Source organism: Marinobacter sp. C2H3 (assembly GCF_037080155.1).
In the GTDB taxonomy this organism is placed as follows: domain Bacteria; phylum Pseudomonadota; class Gammaproteobacteria; order Pseudomonadales; family Oleiphilaceae; genus Marinobacter.
Genome location: NZ_JBBBNZ010000003.1, coordinates 159476 through 177917 on the forward strand (window position 1 = coordinate 159476; position 18442 = coordinate 177917).

Sequence of the window (18442 nt, forward strand, 5' to 3'; positions counted from 1 at the left end):
CAACAGGGCAATCCCGGGCTCAGCCGCGCTCAGTCAACGCGCTCCAGGCGTGCTTCCAACGCCTCGACGGTTTCGCAGAGTTCCAGCCATTCGGCCTCGTCCGCGTCCATCTGGCGCCGAACGTCAGCCTGCTCGGCCAGCAGCGTCTTCAGGCGCGCCTGGCCGCCCGGTTCATAAAGCGCCGGGTCCGCCAGTGCCTCTTCAATCCCGGACAGCCGTCCCTGAGCGCGCTCTATCCCGGCTTCCAGCTCAGACTGGCGCTTGCGATAGGGGCTCAGGGTCTTGCGCAGATCGGCTTCCTGGCGCTTGCGGGCCTTGCGGTCTTCGGCGGATTCGCCGGCGCCACCGACGGGGCCTGTGGCCGGACGCTCCTCTCCGGCCGTTTCCTGGGCCTTACGGCGGTCCGCAAGCCAGCGCTCGTAGTCGTCCAGGTCTCCGTCATAGACGCTGACACGGCCATCGCTCACCAGCCAGAAATCGTCCACGGTATTGCGCAGCAGGTGCCGGTCGTGGGACACCACCACAATCGCGCCGTCAAAATTCTGCAGGGCCATGGTCAGGGCCTGACGCATTTCCAGGTCCAGATGGTTGGTGGGCTCGTCCAGCAACAGCAGGTTGGGCCGCTGCCAGGCAATGATCGACAGCGCCACTCGGGCCTTCTCACCCCCGGAGAACGAGCGCACCGGCGCTAGGGCATCGTCGCCGTGGAAATCAAAGCCGCCGAGGAAGTTGCGGATGGCCTGCTCGGACGCCTTCGGCGACAGCCGCTGGAGGTGCAGGAAGGGGCTGGCGTCCAGGTCCAGGGATTCAAGCTGGTGCTGGGCAAAGTAGCCGATGGCCAGGTGTTCACCGCAGGTGCGCTCGCCGCCGATCAGGGTATCCGCACCCCGCAGGGCGTTCATGAGCGTCGATTTGCCGGCGCCGTTCGGGCCCAACAGGCCAATCCGGCTGCCGGGCAGCAGGGTGACGTTCACCGGGTCCAGGATTACCGTCTGGCCGTGCCCCGCCTTCCCGTGACGAATCGACAGCAGCGGATTGGAGATTTTGTCCGCTACCGGAAACTCGAAGCTGAACGGGGAATCAATGTGGGCCGGGGCGATCCGCTCCATCCGTTCCAGTGCCTTGATCCGGCTCTGGGCCTGGCGAGCCTTGGTGGCCTTCGCCTTGAAGCGGTCGATAAAGCGCTGGATTTCGGCCACCCGGGCCTGCTGACGCTCAAAACTGGCCTGCTGCTGGGCCAACCGCTCGCCCCGCTGGCGTTCGAAGGCCGAGTAGTTGCCGGTGTAGAACACCAGCTTGCGCTGGTCGAAATGGGCCAGATGCGTGGCCACCCGGTCCATGAAATCCCGGTCGTGGGAGATGAACAGCAGGGTGCCGGTGTAGCGGGCCAACCACTGCTCCAGCCACAGGCAGGCGTCCAGGTCCAGGTGGTTGGTGGGCTCGTCCAGCAACAGCAGATCGGAGGGTCGCATCAGCGCCTGGGCCAGGTTCAGGCGAATCCGCCAGCCGCCGGAAAACGCCGACACCGGGCGGTCCGCATCCGCGTCGCTGAAGCCGAGACCTCGCAACAGCGCTTCTGCCCGCCGGGGCGCTGACCAGGCCTCGTGCACGTCCAGCTCGCCGTGCAGCCGGGCCATCGCGAGGTCGTCACCGGCCTGCTCCGCACGGGCCAGCTCCGCCTCCAGACGGCGCAGCTCGATGTCCCCGTCCAGCACGTAATCCCGGGCCGACCGTTCCGAGGCCGCCACCTCCTGGGCCATGTGGGCAATGCGGCAGCCACCCGGCAGCGAGACCGAGCCCTGCTCCGCCTGAAGGTCGCCCAGCAGGAGCCGGAACAGGCTCGATTTGCCGGCCCCGTTGGCACCGACAATAGCCACGCGCTGGCCGGGTTGCACCGTCAGGTTCACCGCGTCTAGCAACCAGACGCCGCCTCGTTGTAAACTGAGATCAGTAATCGTTAACATAAACTCATTCTATCAGCGCAAGATCGTCGGGGCAGGCTCGCCGTGGAGTTACCCAAGGATCTGGAACCGGAAACGCCGCTCTGGCGTTACGCTTTGAGCATCTGGCGACAGCCGGACGTTCGGGAAGCCTGCCTGGCTCTTCAGGGTGAAGGCTGGAGCGTCACCCGGATCGTCTGTGCCGGCTGGCACGCCACGCGTCACCAGCCGTACACCGGCGATGAGCCCGCTACGGTAACAGAGTGGCGGGCCCGTGTAACCGGTCCCCTTCGGGCCATCCGACAGGCGCTTCCCAAACAGGCTTCGGCCTGCCAGACCCTGCGAGAGGGCGTCGCCAGCGCCGAGCTGGCCGCCGAGCAAGTGGAACTGGCGCTGGCGTGGCACGCATTCATGAACACAACACAGGCTGAGGCCGACATGCCCGGATCCGAGACGCTGATCCACTCCAACCTGGCTGCCGCCGCGCCGGACGCGCAGGCGGCGAACACGTCCCAGGCCCTGCTACGCCAGTTGGCCAATGCCCTGGCTCCGACCACCGCCTCGGGGGCGGCATCCCCATGCTCATGAAATGGCTGATTCGTCTGGCCTTTCCGGCGCTGGGCTTTCTGGTGCTGCTGATCCTGTTCGGCATCAACGATCCGGACGAGGTGACCGCCCCGGTGGCCAGCAGCAGCCCGGACAAGCTACAGGACATCCCCGCATTCGAGGGCCTCGTGCCTTCGCCCGTACCCACCAACGGCCCGGACATCGTGTTCAAGTGGCAGGACAACGATGGCAACTGGCACTACGCCGACCAACCCCCCGTGGAAGGCCCCTGGAATACCCTGGCCATTGAGCGGCCAGAGAAAGGCCGAGACATGGATCCGGAAACCGACTGGCAATCCCCCTACAGCGCCCCGTTTTCCCTGGGCCCAAACAACCGCGTCCCCAGCGCCGGCAGCTAATCCGCCACCGGCCGGGGGTTAACGGAGTTTCAGTGGCATCAGGCCTCGTAACCCGTTACCTTTGGCAGTTCAATAACGACAACCCGGGAGTTTCTCCCTCGAACACTTTCCAACCGTTAAGGACCTGGACATGAAGAAAACCCTGCTCGCATTGACCATGGCCGGCGTGGTGGCCGGATGCTCCACCCAGCCGGAAACACCGGCCGAGCCGAAACTCGACACCACCATCCAGAAAGTCAGCTACGGTATGGGGCTGGTTCTGGGCGAGCGCATGAGCAACGATCTGCCGGACCTGCAGATGGACCAGTTCATCCAGGGCATCCAGCACGGCAACGCCGGTGACGACAAGGCCAAGCGTCTGACCCGTGACCAGATCAAAGAAGCGCTGATGGCTTACCAGAAGGAAATGCAGGCCAAGCAGCAGAAGCAGATGGAAGAGCTGGCCCAGAAGAACAAGGAAGCCGGTGAGGCGTTCCTGGCGGAAAACGCCAAGAAAGACGGCGTGAAGACCACCGATTCCGGCCTCCAGTACGAAGTGATCAAGGAAGGCAACGGCAAGAAGCCGTCCGCCGACGACACGGTGAAGGTCCACTACACCGGCACCCTGCTGTCCGGCGACGTGTTTGACAGCTCCCGCGAGCGCGGCGAGCCGGTTACCTTTGCCCTCAACCAGGTGATTCCGGGCTGGACCGAAGGCCTGCAGCTGATGAGCGAAGGCGCACGCTACAAGCTCTACATCCCGTCCAGCCTGGCTTACGGCCCGGGCGGCAATCAGGCGATCGGCCCCAACGAGACCCTGGTGTTTGACGTGGAACTGTTGGACATCAACCCGGACGACAGCGCCGACGACGCCAAAGCCGGCGACGCGGCGGCCCAGTAAGGCGATTAGCGGCCCACAAAAAACCCGGTAGCGGCTTGGCCGCTACCGGGTTTTTTCTTGCCGGCCCGCGGTGTGTCGGGACCGGCGCGACCTCGCTGTCTCAGGCGGGCTCGACCTTGTTCTTGTGTGCGGTGTGCAGCCGCTCGATCAGGCAGTCTTCCAGCTCAAACCGGCTTTCCAGGGTTTCGCCCAGGCGGGACAATTCCGCAAACAGTGATGTCAGGTCAGCCTCGGTGAGGGTCCGGCCGTCCACGCGGTCGTTGAACGCGAGCACCACCTCGGTGGTCTGCTCAATCCGCGGGTACAGCTGGGAGGCCAGCTCCAGGCCGCCGTCATTGTACTCACGGGCCTCCTGGATCAGTTGCTCATAAATTTCGAAGTGGCCGGCCGACACGTAGTCCACGAGCATCTCGCAAAGGCGGACGAACTGGTCGCGCAGCCCATCAGACGGCGCCAGCTCCGCGTGGGACGACAGATCGCAGTACTGCACCAGCAGTTCCTGGCGGCCCCTGAGCCAGCGGTCAATCAGCTCACTGACGCCACCCCAGCGCTCCCTGGCATTCTGGCAATGTTCCAACATACCCCTGCTCTCCGTCATGTGCATCCGAGCCGCCCGGATACCGTGTCCGCAGCGGGAGATTCAAGGTACCCCAAGGCTGCGGACAGCCGCAACCCTTTCCAGCGTCAGGGCATCAGCCGTTCACCCATTCGCGCCGGCGACCCGGCCGGAGCAGGCACCACAAGCCCAGAATAACCAGCAAAGAAAAGCATACGGCGGTCCAGCCCGGGATGCTCAGGCCCATAAACCGCCACACGACCTTGGCACAGTCACCCGTACCCTGAAGCGCCGTGGCCAGCACGTCTTTCCAGGGCAGCACTTCCAGCATGTAATCCACGGACGGGCCGCAGGCGGGCACCTGATCCGGCGGCAGGCTCTGCAGCCACAGCTGGCGGATGGCCACACCCAGGCCCGCGCCGGCGGTCAGCGCCAGGAACAGGCCATACACCCGCAGCCCCCAGTTCCTGGGCCCAATCAGCAGCGCCACCAAGCTGACCAGCGCCGCACCCATGAAGCCAAAACGCTGCAGCCAGCACAGCGGACAGGGCTCCAGGCCCATGACGTACTGCATGTAGAACGCGACAGCCAACAGCGCCGCACACACCAGAAACACACCACCCGGGAGCCATCGGCTTGCCAAAGCACCACCTCGAAGGAAGAATAGGACACAGATCGCTCACTAAACCCTAAACCATGGTGAACTTCAAGCCTATGAAACGCCGACCGAATTTCCTGACTGCCTTGATCGCCGCATGGGCCCTGCTGCTCACGCTTCCCGCCCTTGCCGAATCCGAGGCGGCCAACGGCGAACAGGCCGCCAGCGAGGAGGGCGGCGACGAGGCCGTCAAGGCCACGGACTACATCGAAATGGACCCGGCGTTTGTCACCAACGTGGGCCAGCCTGGCGCCCGGGCCACGTATTTGAAGGCTTCCGTCACCCTGCGCACATCCCTGCCTGACGCCCGGAAAGCCATTGAGGCGCATATGCCCAGGCTGCGGCACGAACTGGTGATGCTGTTTGGGGAACAGACCAGCGTGGACACACTGACCTCACCCGACGGGCAAGCCACGCTGGCGGAACAGGCCAAGGAACGGATCAATGCCGCGCTCGCGACGCAGCAGACGGAGATCACCGTGGATGAGGTGCTGTTTACGGAGTTTGTGGTTCAGCGCTGAGGCGGGTCAGGCAATATTGGATAGGAAGTCGTCGCCCTGCCCCGCGTTCGGGCGGGCCGCCGTCGCGTCTTCCCAACCCGCTTCCCAGGCGGCAATCACGACGTCACCGCGATAAGGGCAGCGGCTGCGCTCCATGCCCACTGACGCTGCCATGTAGCCCTGACGGTATGCCTTGTTCAGGGCTTCTACATCCCAACCGAGCTTGATGTCTCTGGGCATGGCCTGTGCCTCCTTCGCCGGCGTTCGCCAGGGGATCCGGGCCGATGCCCGGGGTGCTGTTACAAAAATTAACAGCCACCCCGTCGGCTGACAAATGCCCCTCGCCAAATCTGTGAGGCAGGTCCGCCATCGCTGGTTCAGACCACCGGTCCGGGCCCTGGGTTACGACGCGAGGTAATGCGCCAGGAACTGGTCGAACGGTTCTGTATCGGACGCCTCCAGCGCTTCCTGTTCGGCCATGGACGCCCTCACCATGGCATCAAATTCCGCCTGGGTCACGGCGCTCAACCCCTCTTCCCGCAGCTGCCGCTGGTGCGCCTGGGACTGGGCCATCACCCAGTCCCGATGCCCCAGGCCCGAGTCGGCCATGGCATCCAGCACCCGCTGGGACGGCACACCGGCCGCCAGGCTCTCGCTCTGGGCCGCGAGAGCGGCTCTGTAGCGCTGCCCGGATTCCCACCCATCGAGCTGCTCCGCCAGCGGCTCCAGCCGGTCCAGCAGGGCCTTTGCCAGATCCGACACCGGCGTGCGGTGGCCGCCCTGACACAGGGTCAGCGACGGATCACGGCCCTGGGCAACCACGGATTTGTAGTTGTCGTCCAGCCGGTCGCACTCGGCGTCGCCGATGCGGGGCGAATCCGACAGCAGACAGTCCAGCAGAAACAGGTCCAGGAAATCGATCTGCGCCCGGTTGACGCCCACCGGTGAAAACGGATCCAGGTCCAGGCAGCGCACCTCGATGTATTCCACGCCCCGGGCGTCCAGCGCCTGAATGGGCTTCTCGCCTCGCTCGGTGGTCCGCTTGGGCCGAACCGCGCTGTAGTACTCGTTCTCAATCTGCAGGATGCTGGTGTTGATCTGGATGAACTGATCGCCCCGGCGGGTACCGATGGCCTCGTAGGGCGGCCAGGTGGTGTGAATCGCCCGGTCGAGCGTGCCGGTGTAGGTGGCCAGCTCGTTGAAACAGATGTTGAGGGAGGCCTGGGCGTTGTTGTGATAGCCCAGATCGCCCATGCGCAGGGAGGTGGCGGTATCGCCCTGCCAGGTACGGTCATCAAACCGGCTGAGAGAGTGCTTCACCCCCGCCACGAAGCTGGCGTCCAGCGCCGGCGACGCGCCGAACAGCAGCATCAGCAGCCAGCTGCGCCGGCGGAAGTTGCGGATCAGCCAGAAGTACTGCTCGGATTTGAAATCCCTGAGGGACTGCTGGTCGCCCAGGACCGACTGCCAGTGCTGCCAGAAGCTGTCCGGCAGGGACAGGTTGTAATGGGCGCCGGCAATGCTCTGCATGATGCGGCCATAGCGCACCGCCAGGCCCTGACGGTAAACGTGCTTGAGCTGGCCAATGTTGGAACGGCCGTAGCGGGCGATGGGAATACTCTCATCACCATCCAGCTCGCAAGGCATACTGGCGGCCCAGAACACCTCATCGCCAAGGTGCTGCTGCACAAACGCGTGAATATCCCGGAGCGACGCCAGCATCGCGTCGGTGCTGTCACACACCGGGGTAATCAGCTCCAGCAGGGCCTCGGAGTAGTCGGTGGTGATGCGCGGATGGGTCAGCGCGGAACCCAGGGCCTCGGGGTGCGGCGTCTGGGCAATGAAACCATTGCGGTCGACCCGCAGGCCTTCCTTTTCAACCCCTTTGAGAAAGCCGGACCACTGGGACCGGGACAACGCGCGAAACAGCGAATGGCGGGATTCAGCCATGGTTGACTCCTGCAGTGGCGCCCCGGCTGACGCCGGCGCGCTCGATGAAACACAACGATAACGGGTTAACGCCCATCCTTGCGTGCGGAAGCCAGCGCCTGGGCCAGGGCGCCCGCCATGGCGCCCTGGGGCTGACGATCCTGACCGCCCTTGCCGCCCTTTCCAGCGTTGCCGGACGGGCTGCGACCACCGGCATCCGGTTTCGGGCGCGCGCGGCCGGCCTCGCGGGCGGGCCGGCCAGCGGTTTCCCGGGTCTCTCCCGGCTGGTCATCCATGCGCATCGACAGACCGATGCGCTTGCGGGGGATATCCACTTCCATGACTTTCACTTTCACGATATCCCCGGCCTTGACCACCTCGCGGGGGTCTTTCACAAACGTGTGGGACAGGGCCGAGATGTGCACCAGGCCGTCCTGGTGCACACCAATGTCCACAAACGCGCCGAAGTTGGTCACGTTGGTCACGGCGCCTTCCAGCACCATACCCGGCTGAAGGTCCTTCAGCGTCTCGACGCCATCCTCAAAGCGCGCGAAGCGGAATTCCGGGCGCGGGTCCCGGCCCGGCTTCTCAAGCTCCGCGATGATGTCCTTGATGGTGGGCAACCCGAACTGCTCTGTTACGTAATCCTGGGGATTCAGACCACGCAGAAACGCGGAATCGCCAATAATATCGCCCACCTTGCGCTGGTGCTTCTTCGCGATGGCCTCGACCACGCCGTAGGCCTCCGGGTGAACGGACGACCGGTCCAGGGGGTTCTCGCCACCGTGGATGCGCAGGAAGCCGGCAGCCTGCTCAAAGGTGCGGTCGCCGAGACGAGTGACTTTCAGCAGCTGTTTACGGTTTCGGAACAGGCCGTTCTGGCTGCGGAAATCGACGATGTTCTGGGCGATGCTCTGGTTCAGGCCGGATACTCGGGCCAGCAGGGGCACGGAGGCGGTGTTCAGGTCCACGCCCACGCCGTTCACGCAGTCTTCCACCACCGCGTCCAGGCTGCGGGACAGCTGTACCTGGGACACGTCATGCTGGTACTGGCCCACGCCAATGGACTTGGGCTCGATTTTCACCAGTTCCGCCAGCGGATCCTGCAGGCGGCGGGCAATGGACACGGCGCCGCGGATGGTCACGTCCAGGTCCGGCAGCTCCCGGGAGGCAAACTCGGACGCCGAATAGATGGAGGCGCCGGATTCGTTCACCAGGATGCGGGCCAGCTTGAGCTCCGGGTAGCGCTTGCAAAGATCCGCCACCAGTTTCTCGGTTTCCCGGGAGGCGGTGCCGTTGCCGATGGCGACCAGCTCAATGCGGTACTCCCGGCACCACCGGGCGAGTTGTTCGATGGACGCGTCCCACTTGTTCTGGGGCGCGTGGGGAAAGATGGCGCCGTGGCCGGCGACCTGGCCGGTGCCGTCGATCACCGCCACCTTGACGCCGGTGCGCAGGCCCGGGTCCAGGCCCAGAGTCGGCCGGGGGCCGGCGGGCGCCAGCAGCAGCAGATCCTTGAGGTTCGCCGCAAACACGTTAATGGCCTCGGTTTCGGCGGCTTCCCGCACCTGGGCCATCAGATCGGTCTCAATCTGGGTGGACAGCTTGACCCGCCAGGTCCAGCGCACCACCTCCGCTAGCCATTTGTCGGCGGCCCGGCCCTGGTCCCGGATGCCCCAGCGGGCGGCAATGCGCTGCTCCGCGGGATGCGGCTGACGCCGGTCCGGGTCTTCGCCTTCCACGGTCAGCGTGTAGGTGAGCACGCCTTCGTTCCGGCCCCGCAGAACCGCCAGGGCCCGATGGGACGGCACCTTGCGCAGCGGTTCGATGTGATCGAAGTAGTCCCGGAACTTGGCGCCTTCGTTTTCCTTGCCCTCCACCACGGTCACTTTCAACTGGCCTTGCTGCCACAGGTAATCCCGCAGGCTGCCGAGTAATTCGGCGTCTTCGGCGAAGCGCTCCATCAGGATGTGGCGTGCGCCCTCGAGGGCGGCTTTGGTGTCGGCCACGCCGGCCTCGGGGTTCAGGTAGTCCCCCGCCAGCGTTTCCGGATCGAGCGTCGGATCATTAAATAGCGCGTCTGCCAGCGGCTCCAGGCCCGCTTCCCGGGCAATCTGGGCCTTGGTCCGGCGTTTGGGTTTGTAGGGCAGGTAAAGATCCTCGAGGCGGTTCTTGGTGTCCGCCTCGCCGATGGCGGCCCGCAGCTCGTCGGTCAGCTTGCCCTGTTCGTCGATGCTCTTGAGAATGGCCGTGCGGCGGTCTTCCAGTTCCCTCAGGTAGCGCAGCCGCTCTTCCAGGGTCCGCAGCTGGCTGTCGTCCAGGGAGCCGGTGATTTCCTTCCGGTAGCGGGCGATGAACGGCACCGTGGCGCCCTCGTCCAGCAGCCCAATGGTGGCGTTCACCTGTTGTTCACGGACGCCGAGCTCCTCGGCGATGCGGCGGGAGATACTGTTCATGCAACCTCTGCGAATCACGTAGCAATCGAATTAACCGGGAAAGGTACAGCGGCTCACTGCCGCAAGCAAGCGGCGGCCTCGCGGTTGCTCAGGAATTGCACAAGGTCGTTCCAGGGCATGGGCCGGGCGTAGTAATAGCCCTGCACTTCGTCGCAGTGGGCCTGGCGCAGGAAGTCCAACTGCCCCTCGGTTTCCACACCTTCGGCCACCACGCTCATCTGCAGGCTGTGGGACAGGCTGATGATGGCCCGGATAATGTGCTCGGCGTCCGCCGAGTGGCCAAGGGCCTGCACGAAGGACTTGTCGATCTTCACCAGGGAAATGGGCAGGTGCTGGAGATTGCTCAGGGAGGAGAAGCCCGTGCCGAAATCGTCCAGGGCGAAGCTGATACCGAGCTGGTTCAACTCCCGGAGGCAGCGCTGGGCGTACTCCGGATCGTGCATCATGGCGCTTTCAGTCAGCTCCAGTTCCAGCAGGCTGGTGTCCACGTTGGCGTTAAAGATGATGCGGAAGATGGTTTCGGTCATCTTGCGATCGTGGAACTGGCGGAACGACAGGTTGACGGCAAACACCAGCCCCGGGAAGCCCAGCTCCGCCGCCGCCTGCAGGCGCTTGCAGGCCTGCTCGATGACCCAGTAGCCGATCGGCACGATCAACCCGCTGCGCTCCGCCACCGGAATGAACTCGTCCGGGCCCACCAGGCCCCGCTGGGGATGGTTCCAGCGCAGCAGGCACTCGACCCCCCGAACCTCCTCCGTGGCCATGTCTACCCGGGGCTGATAGTACACCTCCAGCTCGCCGCCCCGCAGCGCGTTGCGCAGATCCGCCTCCAGGCGCAGCTGGTGGCCGGCGGAGATGTGCAGTTGGCGATCGTAGAACCGGTAGCTGGTGCCCGGGTCCCGCTTGGCCTCGAACATGGCCCGGTTGGCCCGGCGCATGAGGTTCTCGGCGTTGTCACCGGATTCCGGGTAAGTGGCCACGCCCAGGCTGGCGTTGATCACCAGGGCATTGCCGTCAATCACGATGGGTTCTTCCAGGGCAGTGACCACCTTGCGGATGATGCGGGTGATGTCGAGGGAATCCTCCACCCGCTCGATAATCAGCGCCAGCTCGTCACCGCCAATTCGCATGAGCGCATCCACTCGCCGCAGCGCCCGCCGCAGCCGCTCCGCCAGGCGGATCATCAACTGGTCGCCTTTCTGGTAGCCAAAGGATTCGTTGATGCTGCGGAAATCGTCCACGTTCAGGTGCAGCAGGGCCAGCCGGTGGCCTGCCCGCTCGGCCCGAAGCAGGGCCTGCTGAAGGCGATCAAAGAACAGGTCACGGTTGATCACCCCGGTGGCGAGAGCCCGGCCCAGGTGGCCCCGGGCGGAACAGGCCAGCTGTTCCCGGTACCAGAGGCAGCGCACCGCCCGGGCCAGTTGCCAGCGATCGAGCGCCTGCCGGCTCAGATAGTCGGAGGCGCCCTCCGCCAGCAGCGCCGGGGCGCGTTCGCCCGGAGATTCCGCGCTCAACGCCAGCACCGGCTTGTCGTCGCTGGACACCGCCAGGTATTGCAGGAAGGAAGCGGCGTCGCCACTGTGAAAGGCGCAGTCCCAGACCAGCACGTCGAAGCTGGCGTTGCGCACCAGATCGTCGCAGTCCACCAGATCCGGGCACCAGGTCACGTCGGCCTCGAGCTCCGCGTCGGCTGCCAGCAGGGAGGCGAGCCAAAGGAAATCCGCGTGCTGGGCAGTCAATACCAGCACGCGCAGCTGATCGGGCCTCTGGGTGTCCTGGGGCAGGGTCATCAGGCTGGAGTTCCTTTTGCATCCGGCGGCGTCATCCTTCCCTGAATCATAGCCGATGGATCCCCAATATACAGGTCGTGTTGGTGTAGAATAGCGCACGTTTCCCAACCCTCTTTGGTTCCAATGGGCCCGGTACTTGTGGATAACCTCAACCCCCGACAGCGCGAAGCGGTCCGATACGCCGACGGCCCCCTGCTGGTGCTGGCCGGCGCCGGCAGCGGCAAGACCAGCGTCATTACCCGCAAGATTGCCTATCTGATTGAACAGCTTGGCATTCCGGGACGCCACATCGCAGCGGTCACCTTCACGAACAAGGCTGCCCGGGAAATGAAAGAGCGGGTCGGCCGGATTGTCGACCGCAAGCAGGCCCGGGGCCTCACGGTGTCCACGTTTCACAACCTGGGCCTGAACATCATCCGGGAAGAACACCCCCACCTGGGCTACCACCCCGGCTTTTCCATTTTTGACGCCGAAGACGCCAAGGCCCTGCTGCAGGACCTCATGCTCCGCGAGGCCAGTGCAGATGCCGGCGACGAGCTGAACCAGGTGCAGATGACCATATCCGCCTGGAAGAACGCGATGCGGGGGCCAGCGGAGGCCCTCAGCAAGGCCGCGGACGAGCGGGAACAGCGGATCGCCATCGTCTACAAGCATTACAACGAATACCTGAAGGCCTACAACGCCGTCGACTTCGACGACCTGATCCTACTGCCAGTCACCCTCTTCCGCGATTGTCCGGACGTGCTCGCCAAGTGGCGCCGCAAGATCCGCTACATGCTGGTGGACGAGTACCAGGACACCAACCTGTGCCAGTACGAGCTGGTCAAGCTGCTGGTGGCCGAGCGCGCGGCCTTTACGGTGGTGGGCGACGATGACCAGTCGATCTACGCCTGGCGCGGTGCCCGGCCGGAAAACCTGGTGCAACTCAAGAGCGACTTCCCGAGCCTGAAAATCGTCAAACTGGAGCAGAACTATCGCTCCACCAGCCGCATCCTGCGCTGCGCCAACCAGGTGATCGCCAACAACCCCCACGTCTTCGAGAAAGCCCTCTGGAGCGAACACGCCGTCGGCGACGAGCTCCGCATCCTGCGCTGCCGGAACGAGGATGCGGAAGCCGAGCGGGTGGCCACGGAAATCCTTGACCGCAAGCTCAAGAAGGGCCTGGGGTTCCGGGATTTCGCCGTGCTCTACCGGGGCAACCACCAGTCCCGGTTGCTGGAAATGAAGCTGCAGGCCTATCAGATTCCCTATCGGATGTCCGGCGGGCAGTCGTTTTTCTCCAAGAACGAGATCAAGGACGCGATGTCTTACTTGCGCCTGTTGATCAACCCGGACGACGACGCCGCGTTCCTGCGGGTGGTGAACGTCCCACGCCGGGAAATCGGCCCCCGAACTCTCGAACAGCTCAGCCACTACGCCCGCTCCCGGGGCGTCAGCCTGTTCAAGGCTCTGGGCGACATGGGGGTCGAGACCCACGTCACCGAGCGGGGCCTGGACCGGCTGCGCCGCTTCGCCCATTGGGTCGATCGCACCTGCGAGCGGCTGCACAGCGAGGATCCGGTGCCGGTGATCAAGCAGCTGTTTACCGACATCGAGTACGAGGAGTGGCTGCACCAGCATTCCGGCACCCCCAAGCAGGCGGAGCGGCGCATGGAGAACATCTGGTACCTGGTGGAATCCATTCGCCGGATGCTGGATGACGGCAAGGGCACCGCCGACGAGATGGGCGTGGAAGACGCCATCACCAAACTGATCCTGCGGGACATGATGGAACAGCGGGAAGAAGAGGACGACAGCGACAAGGTGCAACTGCTGACCCTGCACGCTTCCAAGGGCCTGGAATTCCCCCACGTGTTCATCATGGGCCTGGAGGAAGAGATTCTGCCCCACCGCTCCAGCATTGAGGAAGGCAACATCGAGGAAGAACGCCGGCTGATGTACGTCGGCATCACCCGGGCCCGGGAGACCCTCACCCTCACCTACGCCGCCGCCCGCAAGCAGTACGGCGAGAAGATCGAGACCATTCCCAGCCGTTTTCTGGACGAGTTGCCCGAGGAAGACGTGCGCTGGGAGGGCCTCGGGGACCTGGACCGGGAAGCCAACCAGCAAAAAGGCAAGGCCACCCTGAGCGCGCTGCTGGGCGACCTGGGCGCCTGAGCCGTCCCGCTACTGGCTCTGATCCACCATATAGGTAACCGCGTTACCGATTTCTTCATCCGGGCAGTTGGCACACCCGCCCTTCGGGGGCATGCCGCGAATGCCGTTGATGGCATGCTGGATGAGCGTCTCAAGGCCCTGTTCGATCCGCGGTGCCCAGGCCGCTTTATCCCCCATTTTCGGCGCCCCGGCAATGCCAGCGCCGTGGCAGGCGCTGCACACGCTGGTGTACACCGCTTCGCCGCTGCGAGGCTCGGCGCCCGCACTGGCCCCCGGCGCCGGCCGGCCGCAGCCCTGGCCCTGCAGGCACACCTCGCCCACCGGCGCGATGCGCTGGCGGATTTCGTCCTCCACGCTGATGGCCAACGCGTTTCCGGCCAACAGTGTCATCCACAGCAACAGACCGATCCGTATCATGGTTTGCCCCCGGCGACGATGCGCCCGTTGAACACCGATTCCTGTGCTCTCAATTAAAAAAAGTACAGGCCCGGCCCGGCGTCAACCCGGCCGTGCCGGGCGTGCTACCATAGCCGCACCTCACGGACACGCAGGACCGCGATCATGGCCGATTTTCCCGACGACAAACGACCGAACGCGCCGGAGGCGCAGACGGCAACGCGCTGGCGCAAGCGCCTGCTGACGGTGGAGTTCGGCTCCCTGGCGGTGCTGCTGGCCACCATGTTGTGGCTGTCCGGCCAGGCCAAGGGCGGTGAGGGTTTCGCCACCGCCTGGCTGCTGATTCCGACGGTGGCCAGTCTCGGGGTGTTCGGCAGCTTCCTGGGCCTGATGTACCTGCGCTGGGTCGCGTTGACCGATCCGAAGCACCGCCAGCGGCAGAAGCTTCTGTTTACCCTTCTCGCCGTGACCCTGGCGGGCGTCTGGGCCTACGGCATCGGCAACACCTGGCTCAGCCTGAATCCCTCCTGAGGACCTCTGCATGATCTCCGTTTCCCGCACTACCCTGCTGGCCTGCGGTCTGGGCCTGCTGCCGGTCTCCACCCTGGCGGCGGACAAGCCCGCGACGACGCCGGACGACTGCGCCCTGATCGAGAATGGCGTTGCGCGGCTGGCCTGCTACGACAAGATCTTCAACGCCAATGAGAAACAGGCGACGGCGTCCGAATCCGACGTCAAGCAGGCGAAAGAGGACGCCGCCGAGGCGGTGCCGGTACTGAAACAGAAGCTGCCGGGGGAGGATGCCTCCGGGGATGCCGACGAAGAACACAATGCAATGCAGAACCTGCTGCAACGGTACCTGGCCGCCGAGCAGGCGATGTTTTCGTTTTCCGGGAGTTTTGTCGCCCACCGGCCGACCTACATCCTGCCCATCACGTGGATGAAGAACCCGAACCCGGACGCCAGCAGCCCGACCCGGGGCCCGGCAGACTACGATTACGATCTGGACCGCAAAGAGGCCAAGTACCAGATCAGCTTCAAGATTCCGCTGCTGACCGGCTGGCTGAACGATCGCACCACGCTGTGGTTCGGCTACACCCAGAAATCGTTCTGGCAGGTGTACAACCAGGACGATTCCGCGCCCTTCCGGGAGACCAACTACGAGCCGGAGGTGTTCCTGCGCTACCAGACGGACTGGGACCTGGGGCCGGGGACGCTGTCGGGGGTTACCCTGGGCTTCAACCACCAGTCCAACGGGCAGTCCAATCCACGGTCGCGGAGCTGGAACCGGATCATGGGGACGGCGGCCTACAGCTATGGGCGCTGGCTGTTCATGGTGCAGCCCTGGTACCGGATTCCTGAGGGCAGCGATGACGATAACCCGGACATCGAGAAGTACGTGGGTTACGCCAATTACCACGCGGTGTACAAGCTGGATGAGGACCGCACGTTTTCGCTCAAGCTGATGAACAACCTGCGGTCGGACAATAACCATACCTCGGTTGAGTTCGGGTACAGCTTTCCGATGGGGGATACCATCAAGGGCTTTTTCCAGTACTACAACGGGTACGGGGAGAGCCTGATCGACTACAACCACCGGATCGAGCGGTTCGGTATCGGGATTATGCTGAACGACTGGCTGTGATGGGTGGTTGGCCCGGTTTCTGCCGTCGCCCGGGTTCGGGCACTGGTGTTTTGGCAGCGGTGCACTGCAAGCCGGCCGGAAGGCGGTTCAGAAACCCGCTCGAGCACGTCCCTGTGTCGCTTGGACTTCGCCATCCCTGGCGAAGTACAGTTTCTGAACCGCCTTCCGTCCGTCTCGCCCCAGGCTTTGGCGGGTGGCCCGCCAGCTAGCCCTTGCCGTTCAGCCTCTGCATTTCCGCCAGCAATTCTTCGGTTTTCGCTTCCATCAGCGGGATATTGCCCCGCGACTCCACGTTCAGGCGCACCACCGGTTCGGTGTTTGACATCCGGAGGTTAAAGCGCCAGTCGTTGAACTCGATGCTCAGGCCGTCCACGTGGCTGACCTTAATCGCGCCCACGGAGTATTTCGCCTCAATGGCAGCGATCACCTTCGGGGGATCGGCGATGGTGCGGTTGATTTCGCCGCTGGCCGGGTAGGCCTCGATGCGGGCGTCGATCAGAGACGAGAGCGTCTGACCGGACTGGCACAGACGCTCGGCCACCAGCAGCCAGGGGATCATGCCGCTGTCGCAGTAGGCGAAGTCCCGGAAGTAGTGGTGGGCGCTCATCTCGCCGCCGTAGACGGCGTCTTCGTCGCGCATGCGCTGTTTGATGAAGGCGTGGCCGGTTTTGCTTTCGATGGCTTCGCCACCCGCGGCGCGCACGAGGTCCTGGGTGTTCCAGACCAGGCGCGGGTCGTGGATGACCTTGCCGCCGCCGGTCTTGCGCAGGAACTGGTCCGCCAGCAGGCCGACGATGTAGTAGCCCTCGATGAAGCGGCCGTTTTCATCGAAGAAGAAGCAGCGGTCGTAATCGCCGTCCCAGGCGATGCCCATGGCCGCGCCGTTGGCGATCACGGCGTCCGCGGTGGCGGCGCGGTTTTCCGGCAGGATCGGGTTGGGCACGCCGTTGGGAAAGTGGCCGTCCGGCTCGTGATGCACCTTGATGAACTCGAACGGCAGGTGCTGTTCAAGCTCGTCGATCACCAGGCCGGCGCCGCCGTTGCCGGCGTTGCAGACGATGCTCAGGGGCCGCAGCGAGGTCGGGTCCACGTAGCCCAGCAGGTGGTCCACGTAGGCGCTCATGGCCTCGAGGGTTTCGTACCGGCCCGGCTCGGCGGCGTCGGTAAACGGCTGGCGCACCCGGTCGCGGATGTCGTTCAGGCCGTTGTCCGAGCTGATCGGCCGGGAGTCCGGGCCGACCATTTTCATGCCGTTGTGGTCTTTGGGGTTGTGGCTGGCGGTAACCATGATGCCACCATCCATGCCGAAATGGCTGGTGGCAAAGTACACCTGCTCGGTGCCGCACAGGCCGATGTCGTGGACATTGGCGCCGGCGGCCAGGAGGCCAGAGGCCAGCGCATCGGCGATGTCCGGGCTGGACAGGCGGATGTCGTAGCCGATCACCACGTTGCGGGCGCCGGTCACGGCCACATAGGCGCGGCCGATCTTCTCCGCGAGGCCCGGGTTGAGCTGGTCCGGTACCCGGCCGCGGAGGTCGTAGGCTTTGAAGCAGGACAGGTCCATGTCGGGCATGCTGGCTTACTCGACCGCTTCGGACTGGAGCTGGACGTAGTTCTGGATGCCCATGCGGTCGATCATGTCGAGCTGGGTTTCCAGCCAGTCAATGTGCTCTTCCTCGCTGTCCAGAATGTTCCGGAACAGCTCCCGGCTGGTGAAATCGTGCACCTGCTCGCAGTGCAGGATGGCGTCTTTCAGGTCTTTGTGGGCGATGTGCTCCAGCTTGAGGTCGCACTCGATCATTTCCTGAACGTTCTCACCGATCAGCAGTTTGTTGAGGTCCTGCAGGTTCGGCAGGCCTTCGAGGAACAGGATGCGTTCGATGAGCAGATCCGCGTGCTTCATCTCGTCGATGGATTCTTCGTATTCCTTGGCCGCCAGCTTGGTGATGCCCCAGTCCTTGTACATGCGCGAATGCAGGAAGTACTGGTTGATGGCGGTCAGTTCGTTGGCGAGGACCTTGTTCAGGAACTGGATGACTTTCTTGTCGCCTTTCATGACGGGAATCCTTTTTCGGGCGTATGGGTGCGGTCATGGCGTAAGCGACGCCCGCAGGGGGCATGGCTTGCCTGTTGATTTACAAGGATAGTCGGTTTGGCCGCGATAAAAAATCGCGATTGCGACGAGCACCCATTCCCATCGAACGGGCAAGGCACAGGGGTGAGGGTGCAACACGGGTTGAGCAGGCCAGCGCCCTCACGAGGGGCGACTGGCCATGACAAGGGGCGCCGTCAGGCAGGCTGGGCGAGCAGGTTGGCGAGGGACAGGTAATCCGGTGTGCGGCTTTCCCGCAGGATTTCCCGGGCCATGCAGGCGCAGCGCCCGCACTGGCGACCGACGCCCAGCTCTTTGCCGAGCTGGCGCATGCTGGTAACGCCGTTCTCCGCGGCTTCGCGAATCTCGCGATCGGTGACTCCCTGGCAGAGGCAAACGTACATAAGAAGAAGCTCATTCACGCCGTTAGAAAGTTAGTGATAATTATTGTTATTCGCAGGCGTGATTGCAACCCCCT

The 18442-nt window shown here is 64.3% G+C and carries 18 protein-coding genes; 7 read left to right on the forward strand and 11 right to left on the reverse strand.

Going from position 1 to position 18442, the window contains the following annotated elements; all coding sequences use genetic code 11:
- Window positions 1-29 precede the first annotated feature (29 nt).
- Window positions 30-1964, reverse strand: coding sequence for an ATP-binding cassette domain-containing protein (locus V3388_RS10205; RefSeq protein ID WP_336367444.1), 1935 nt, complete (start codon window positions 1962-1964; stop codon window positions 30-32).
- A 42-nt stretch (window positions 1965-2006) separates the two neighbouring features.
- Here V3388_RS10205 and V3388_RS10210 point away from each other — a divergent pair, with 42 nt between their 5' ends.
- The 3 genes from V3388_RS10210 (at window position 2007) to V3388_RS10220 (ending at window position 3785) form a co-directional block, all read left to right on the forward strand.
- Window positions 2007-2528 (forward strand): TIGR02444 family protein, encoded by a 522-nt coding sequence (locus tag V3388_RS10210; protein ID WP_336367445.1) that lies wholly within the window; start codon window positions 2007-2009, stop codon window positions 2526-2528.
- Window positions 2519-2905, forward strand: coding sequence for a DUF4124 domain-containing protein (locus V3388_RS10215; RefSeq protein ID WP_336367446.1), 387 nt, complete (start codon window positions 2519-2521; stop codon window positions 2903-2905). The genes V3388_RS10210 and V3388_RS10215 overlap by 10 nt, the downstream gene beginning before the upstream one ends.
- 130 nt (window positions 2906-3035) lie before the next feature.
- Entirely contained in the window at window positions 3036-3785 is a 750-nt protein-coding gene (locus tag V3388_RS10220; protein ID WP_336367447.1) for an FKBP-type peptidyl-prolyl cis-trans isomerase, read from the forward strand.
- Between the two features lie 100 nt (window positions 3786-3885).
- Here V3388_RS10220 and rsd read toward each other — a convergent pair whose 3' ends face one another.
- Complete coding sequence (gene rsd / locus V3388_RS10225) at window positions 3886-4365, reverse strand: sigma D regulator (protein ID WP_336367448.1); 480 nt, start codon at window positions 4363-4365, stop codon at window positions 3886-3888.
- Between the two features lie 112 nt (window positions 4366-4477).
- Complete coding sequence (locus V3388_RS10230) at window positions 4478-4984, reverse strand: disulfide bond formation protein B (RefSeq protein WP_336367449.1); 507 nt, start codon at window positions 4982-4984, stop codon at window positions 4478-4480.
- A 71-nt stretch (window positions 4985-5055) separates the two neighbouring features.
- On the opposite strand from V3388_RS10230, the gene V3388_RS10235 reads away from it, so the two are divergent.
- Window positions 5056-5520: a flagellar basal body-associated FliL family protein gene (locus V3388_RS10235; protein WP_336367450.1), complete on the forward strand. Its 465-nt coding sequence runs from the start codon at window positions 5056-5058 to the stop codon at window positions 5518-5520.
- A 6-nt stretch (window positions 5521-5526) separates the two neighbouring features.
- Here V3388_RS10235 and rmf read toward each other — a convergent pair whose 3' ends face one another.
- From rmf to V3388_RS10255, 4 genes are all read right to left on the reverse strand, one after another.
- A complete protein-coding gene (gene rmf / locus V3388_RS10240; protein WP_336367451.1) occupies window positions 5527-5739 on the reverse strand; it encodes a ribosome modulation factor in 213 nt (70 codons plus the stop codon).
- A 162-nt stretch (window positions 5740-5901) separates the two neighbouring features.
- A complete protein-coding gene (gene gshA / locus V3388_RS10245) occupies window positions 5902-7449 on the reverse strand; it encodes a glutamate--cysteine ligase (protein ID WP_336367452.1) in 1548 nt (515 codons plus the stop codon).
- Between the two features lie 65 nt (window positions 7450-7514).
- Window positions 7515-9884: a Tex family protein gene (locus tag V3388_RS10250; RefSeq protein ID WP_336367453.1), complete on the reverse strand. Its 2370-nt coding sequence runs from the start codon at window positions 9882-9884 to the stop codon at window positions 7515-7517.
- A 53-nt stretch (window positions 9885-9937) separates the two neighbouring features.
- Window positions 9938-11674, reverse strand: a complete 1737-nt coding sequence (locus V3388_RS10255; protein WP_336367454.1) for a GGDEF/EAL domain-containing response regulator — start codon at window positions 11672-11674, stop codon at window positions 9938-9940.
- 138 nt (window positions 11675-11812) lie between these two features.
- Here V3388_RS10255 and rep point away from each other — a divergent pair, with 138 nt between their 5' ends.
- Window positions 11813-13831, forward strand: a complete 2019-nt coding sequence (rep, locus tag V3388_RS10260; protein WP_336367455.1) for a DNA helicase Rep — start codon at window positions 11813-11815, stop codon at window positions 13829-13831.
- A 9-nt stretch (window positions 13832-13840) separates the two neighbouring features.
- On the opposite strand, the gene V3388_RS10265 is transcribed toward rep, so the two are convergent.
- Window positions 13841-14248 carry a c-type cytochrome gene (locus tag V3388_RS10265; RefSeq protein WP_336367456.1) on the reverse strand — a complete coding sequence of 136 codons (408 nt, stop codon included), beginning with the start codon at window positions 14246-14248 and terminating at the stop codon, window positions 13841-13843.
- A gap of 144 nt (window positions 14249-14392) precedes the next feature.
- Between V3388_RS10265 and V3388_RS10270 the strand changes: the two genes are divergently transcribed.
- Together V3388_RS10270 and V3388_RS10275 are read left to right on the forward strand one after the other, a co-directional pair.
- The gene (locus tag V3388_RS10270; RefSeq protein WP_336367457.1) at window positions 14393-14758 is read left to right on the forward strand and encodes a hypothetical protein; all 366 of its coding nucleotides are present in this window, start codon (window positions 14393-14395) and stop codon (window positions 14756-14758) included.
- 10 nt (window positions 14759-14768) lie between these two features.
- A complete protein-coding gene (locus V3388_RS10275) occupies window positions 14769-15872 on the forward strand; it encodes a phospholipase A (protein ID WP_336367458.1) in 1104 nt (367 codons plus the stop codon).
- Between the two features lie 205 nt (window positions 15873-16077).
- Here V3388_RS10275 and V3388_RS10280 read toward each other — a convergent pair whose 3' ends face one another.
- From V3388_RS10280 to V3388_RS10290, 3 genes are all read right to left on the reverse strand, one after another.
- Window positions 16078-17436: a phosphomannomutase gene (locus V3388_RS10280; RefSeq protein ID WP_336367928.1), complete on the reverse strand. Its 1359-nt coding sequence runs from the start codon at window positions 17434-17436 to the stop codon at window positions 16078-16080.
- A gap of 15 nt (window positions 17437-17451) precedes the next feature.
- A complete protein-coding gene (gene bfr / locus V3388_RS10285; protein WP_336367459.1) occupies window positions 17452-17928 on the reverse strand; it encodes a bacterioferritin in 477 nt (158 codons plus the stop codon).
- A gap of 233 nt (window positions 17929-18161) precedes the next feature.
- Window positions 18162-18368, reverse strand: a complete 207-nt coding sequence (locus tag V3388_RS10290) for a bacterioferritin-associated ferredoxin (protein ID WP_336367460.1) — start codon at window positions 18366-18368, stop codon at window positions 18162-18164.
- Between the last annotated feature and the right edge of the window lie 74 nt (window positions 18369-18442).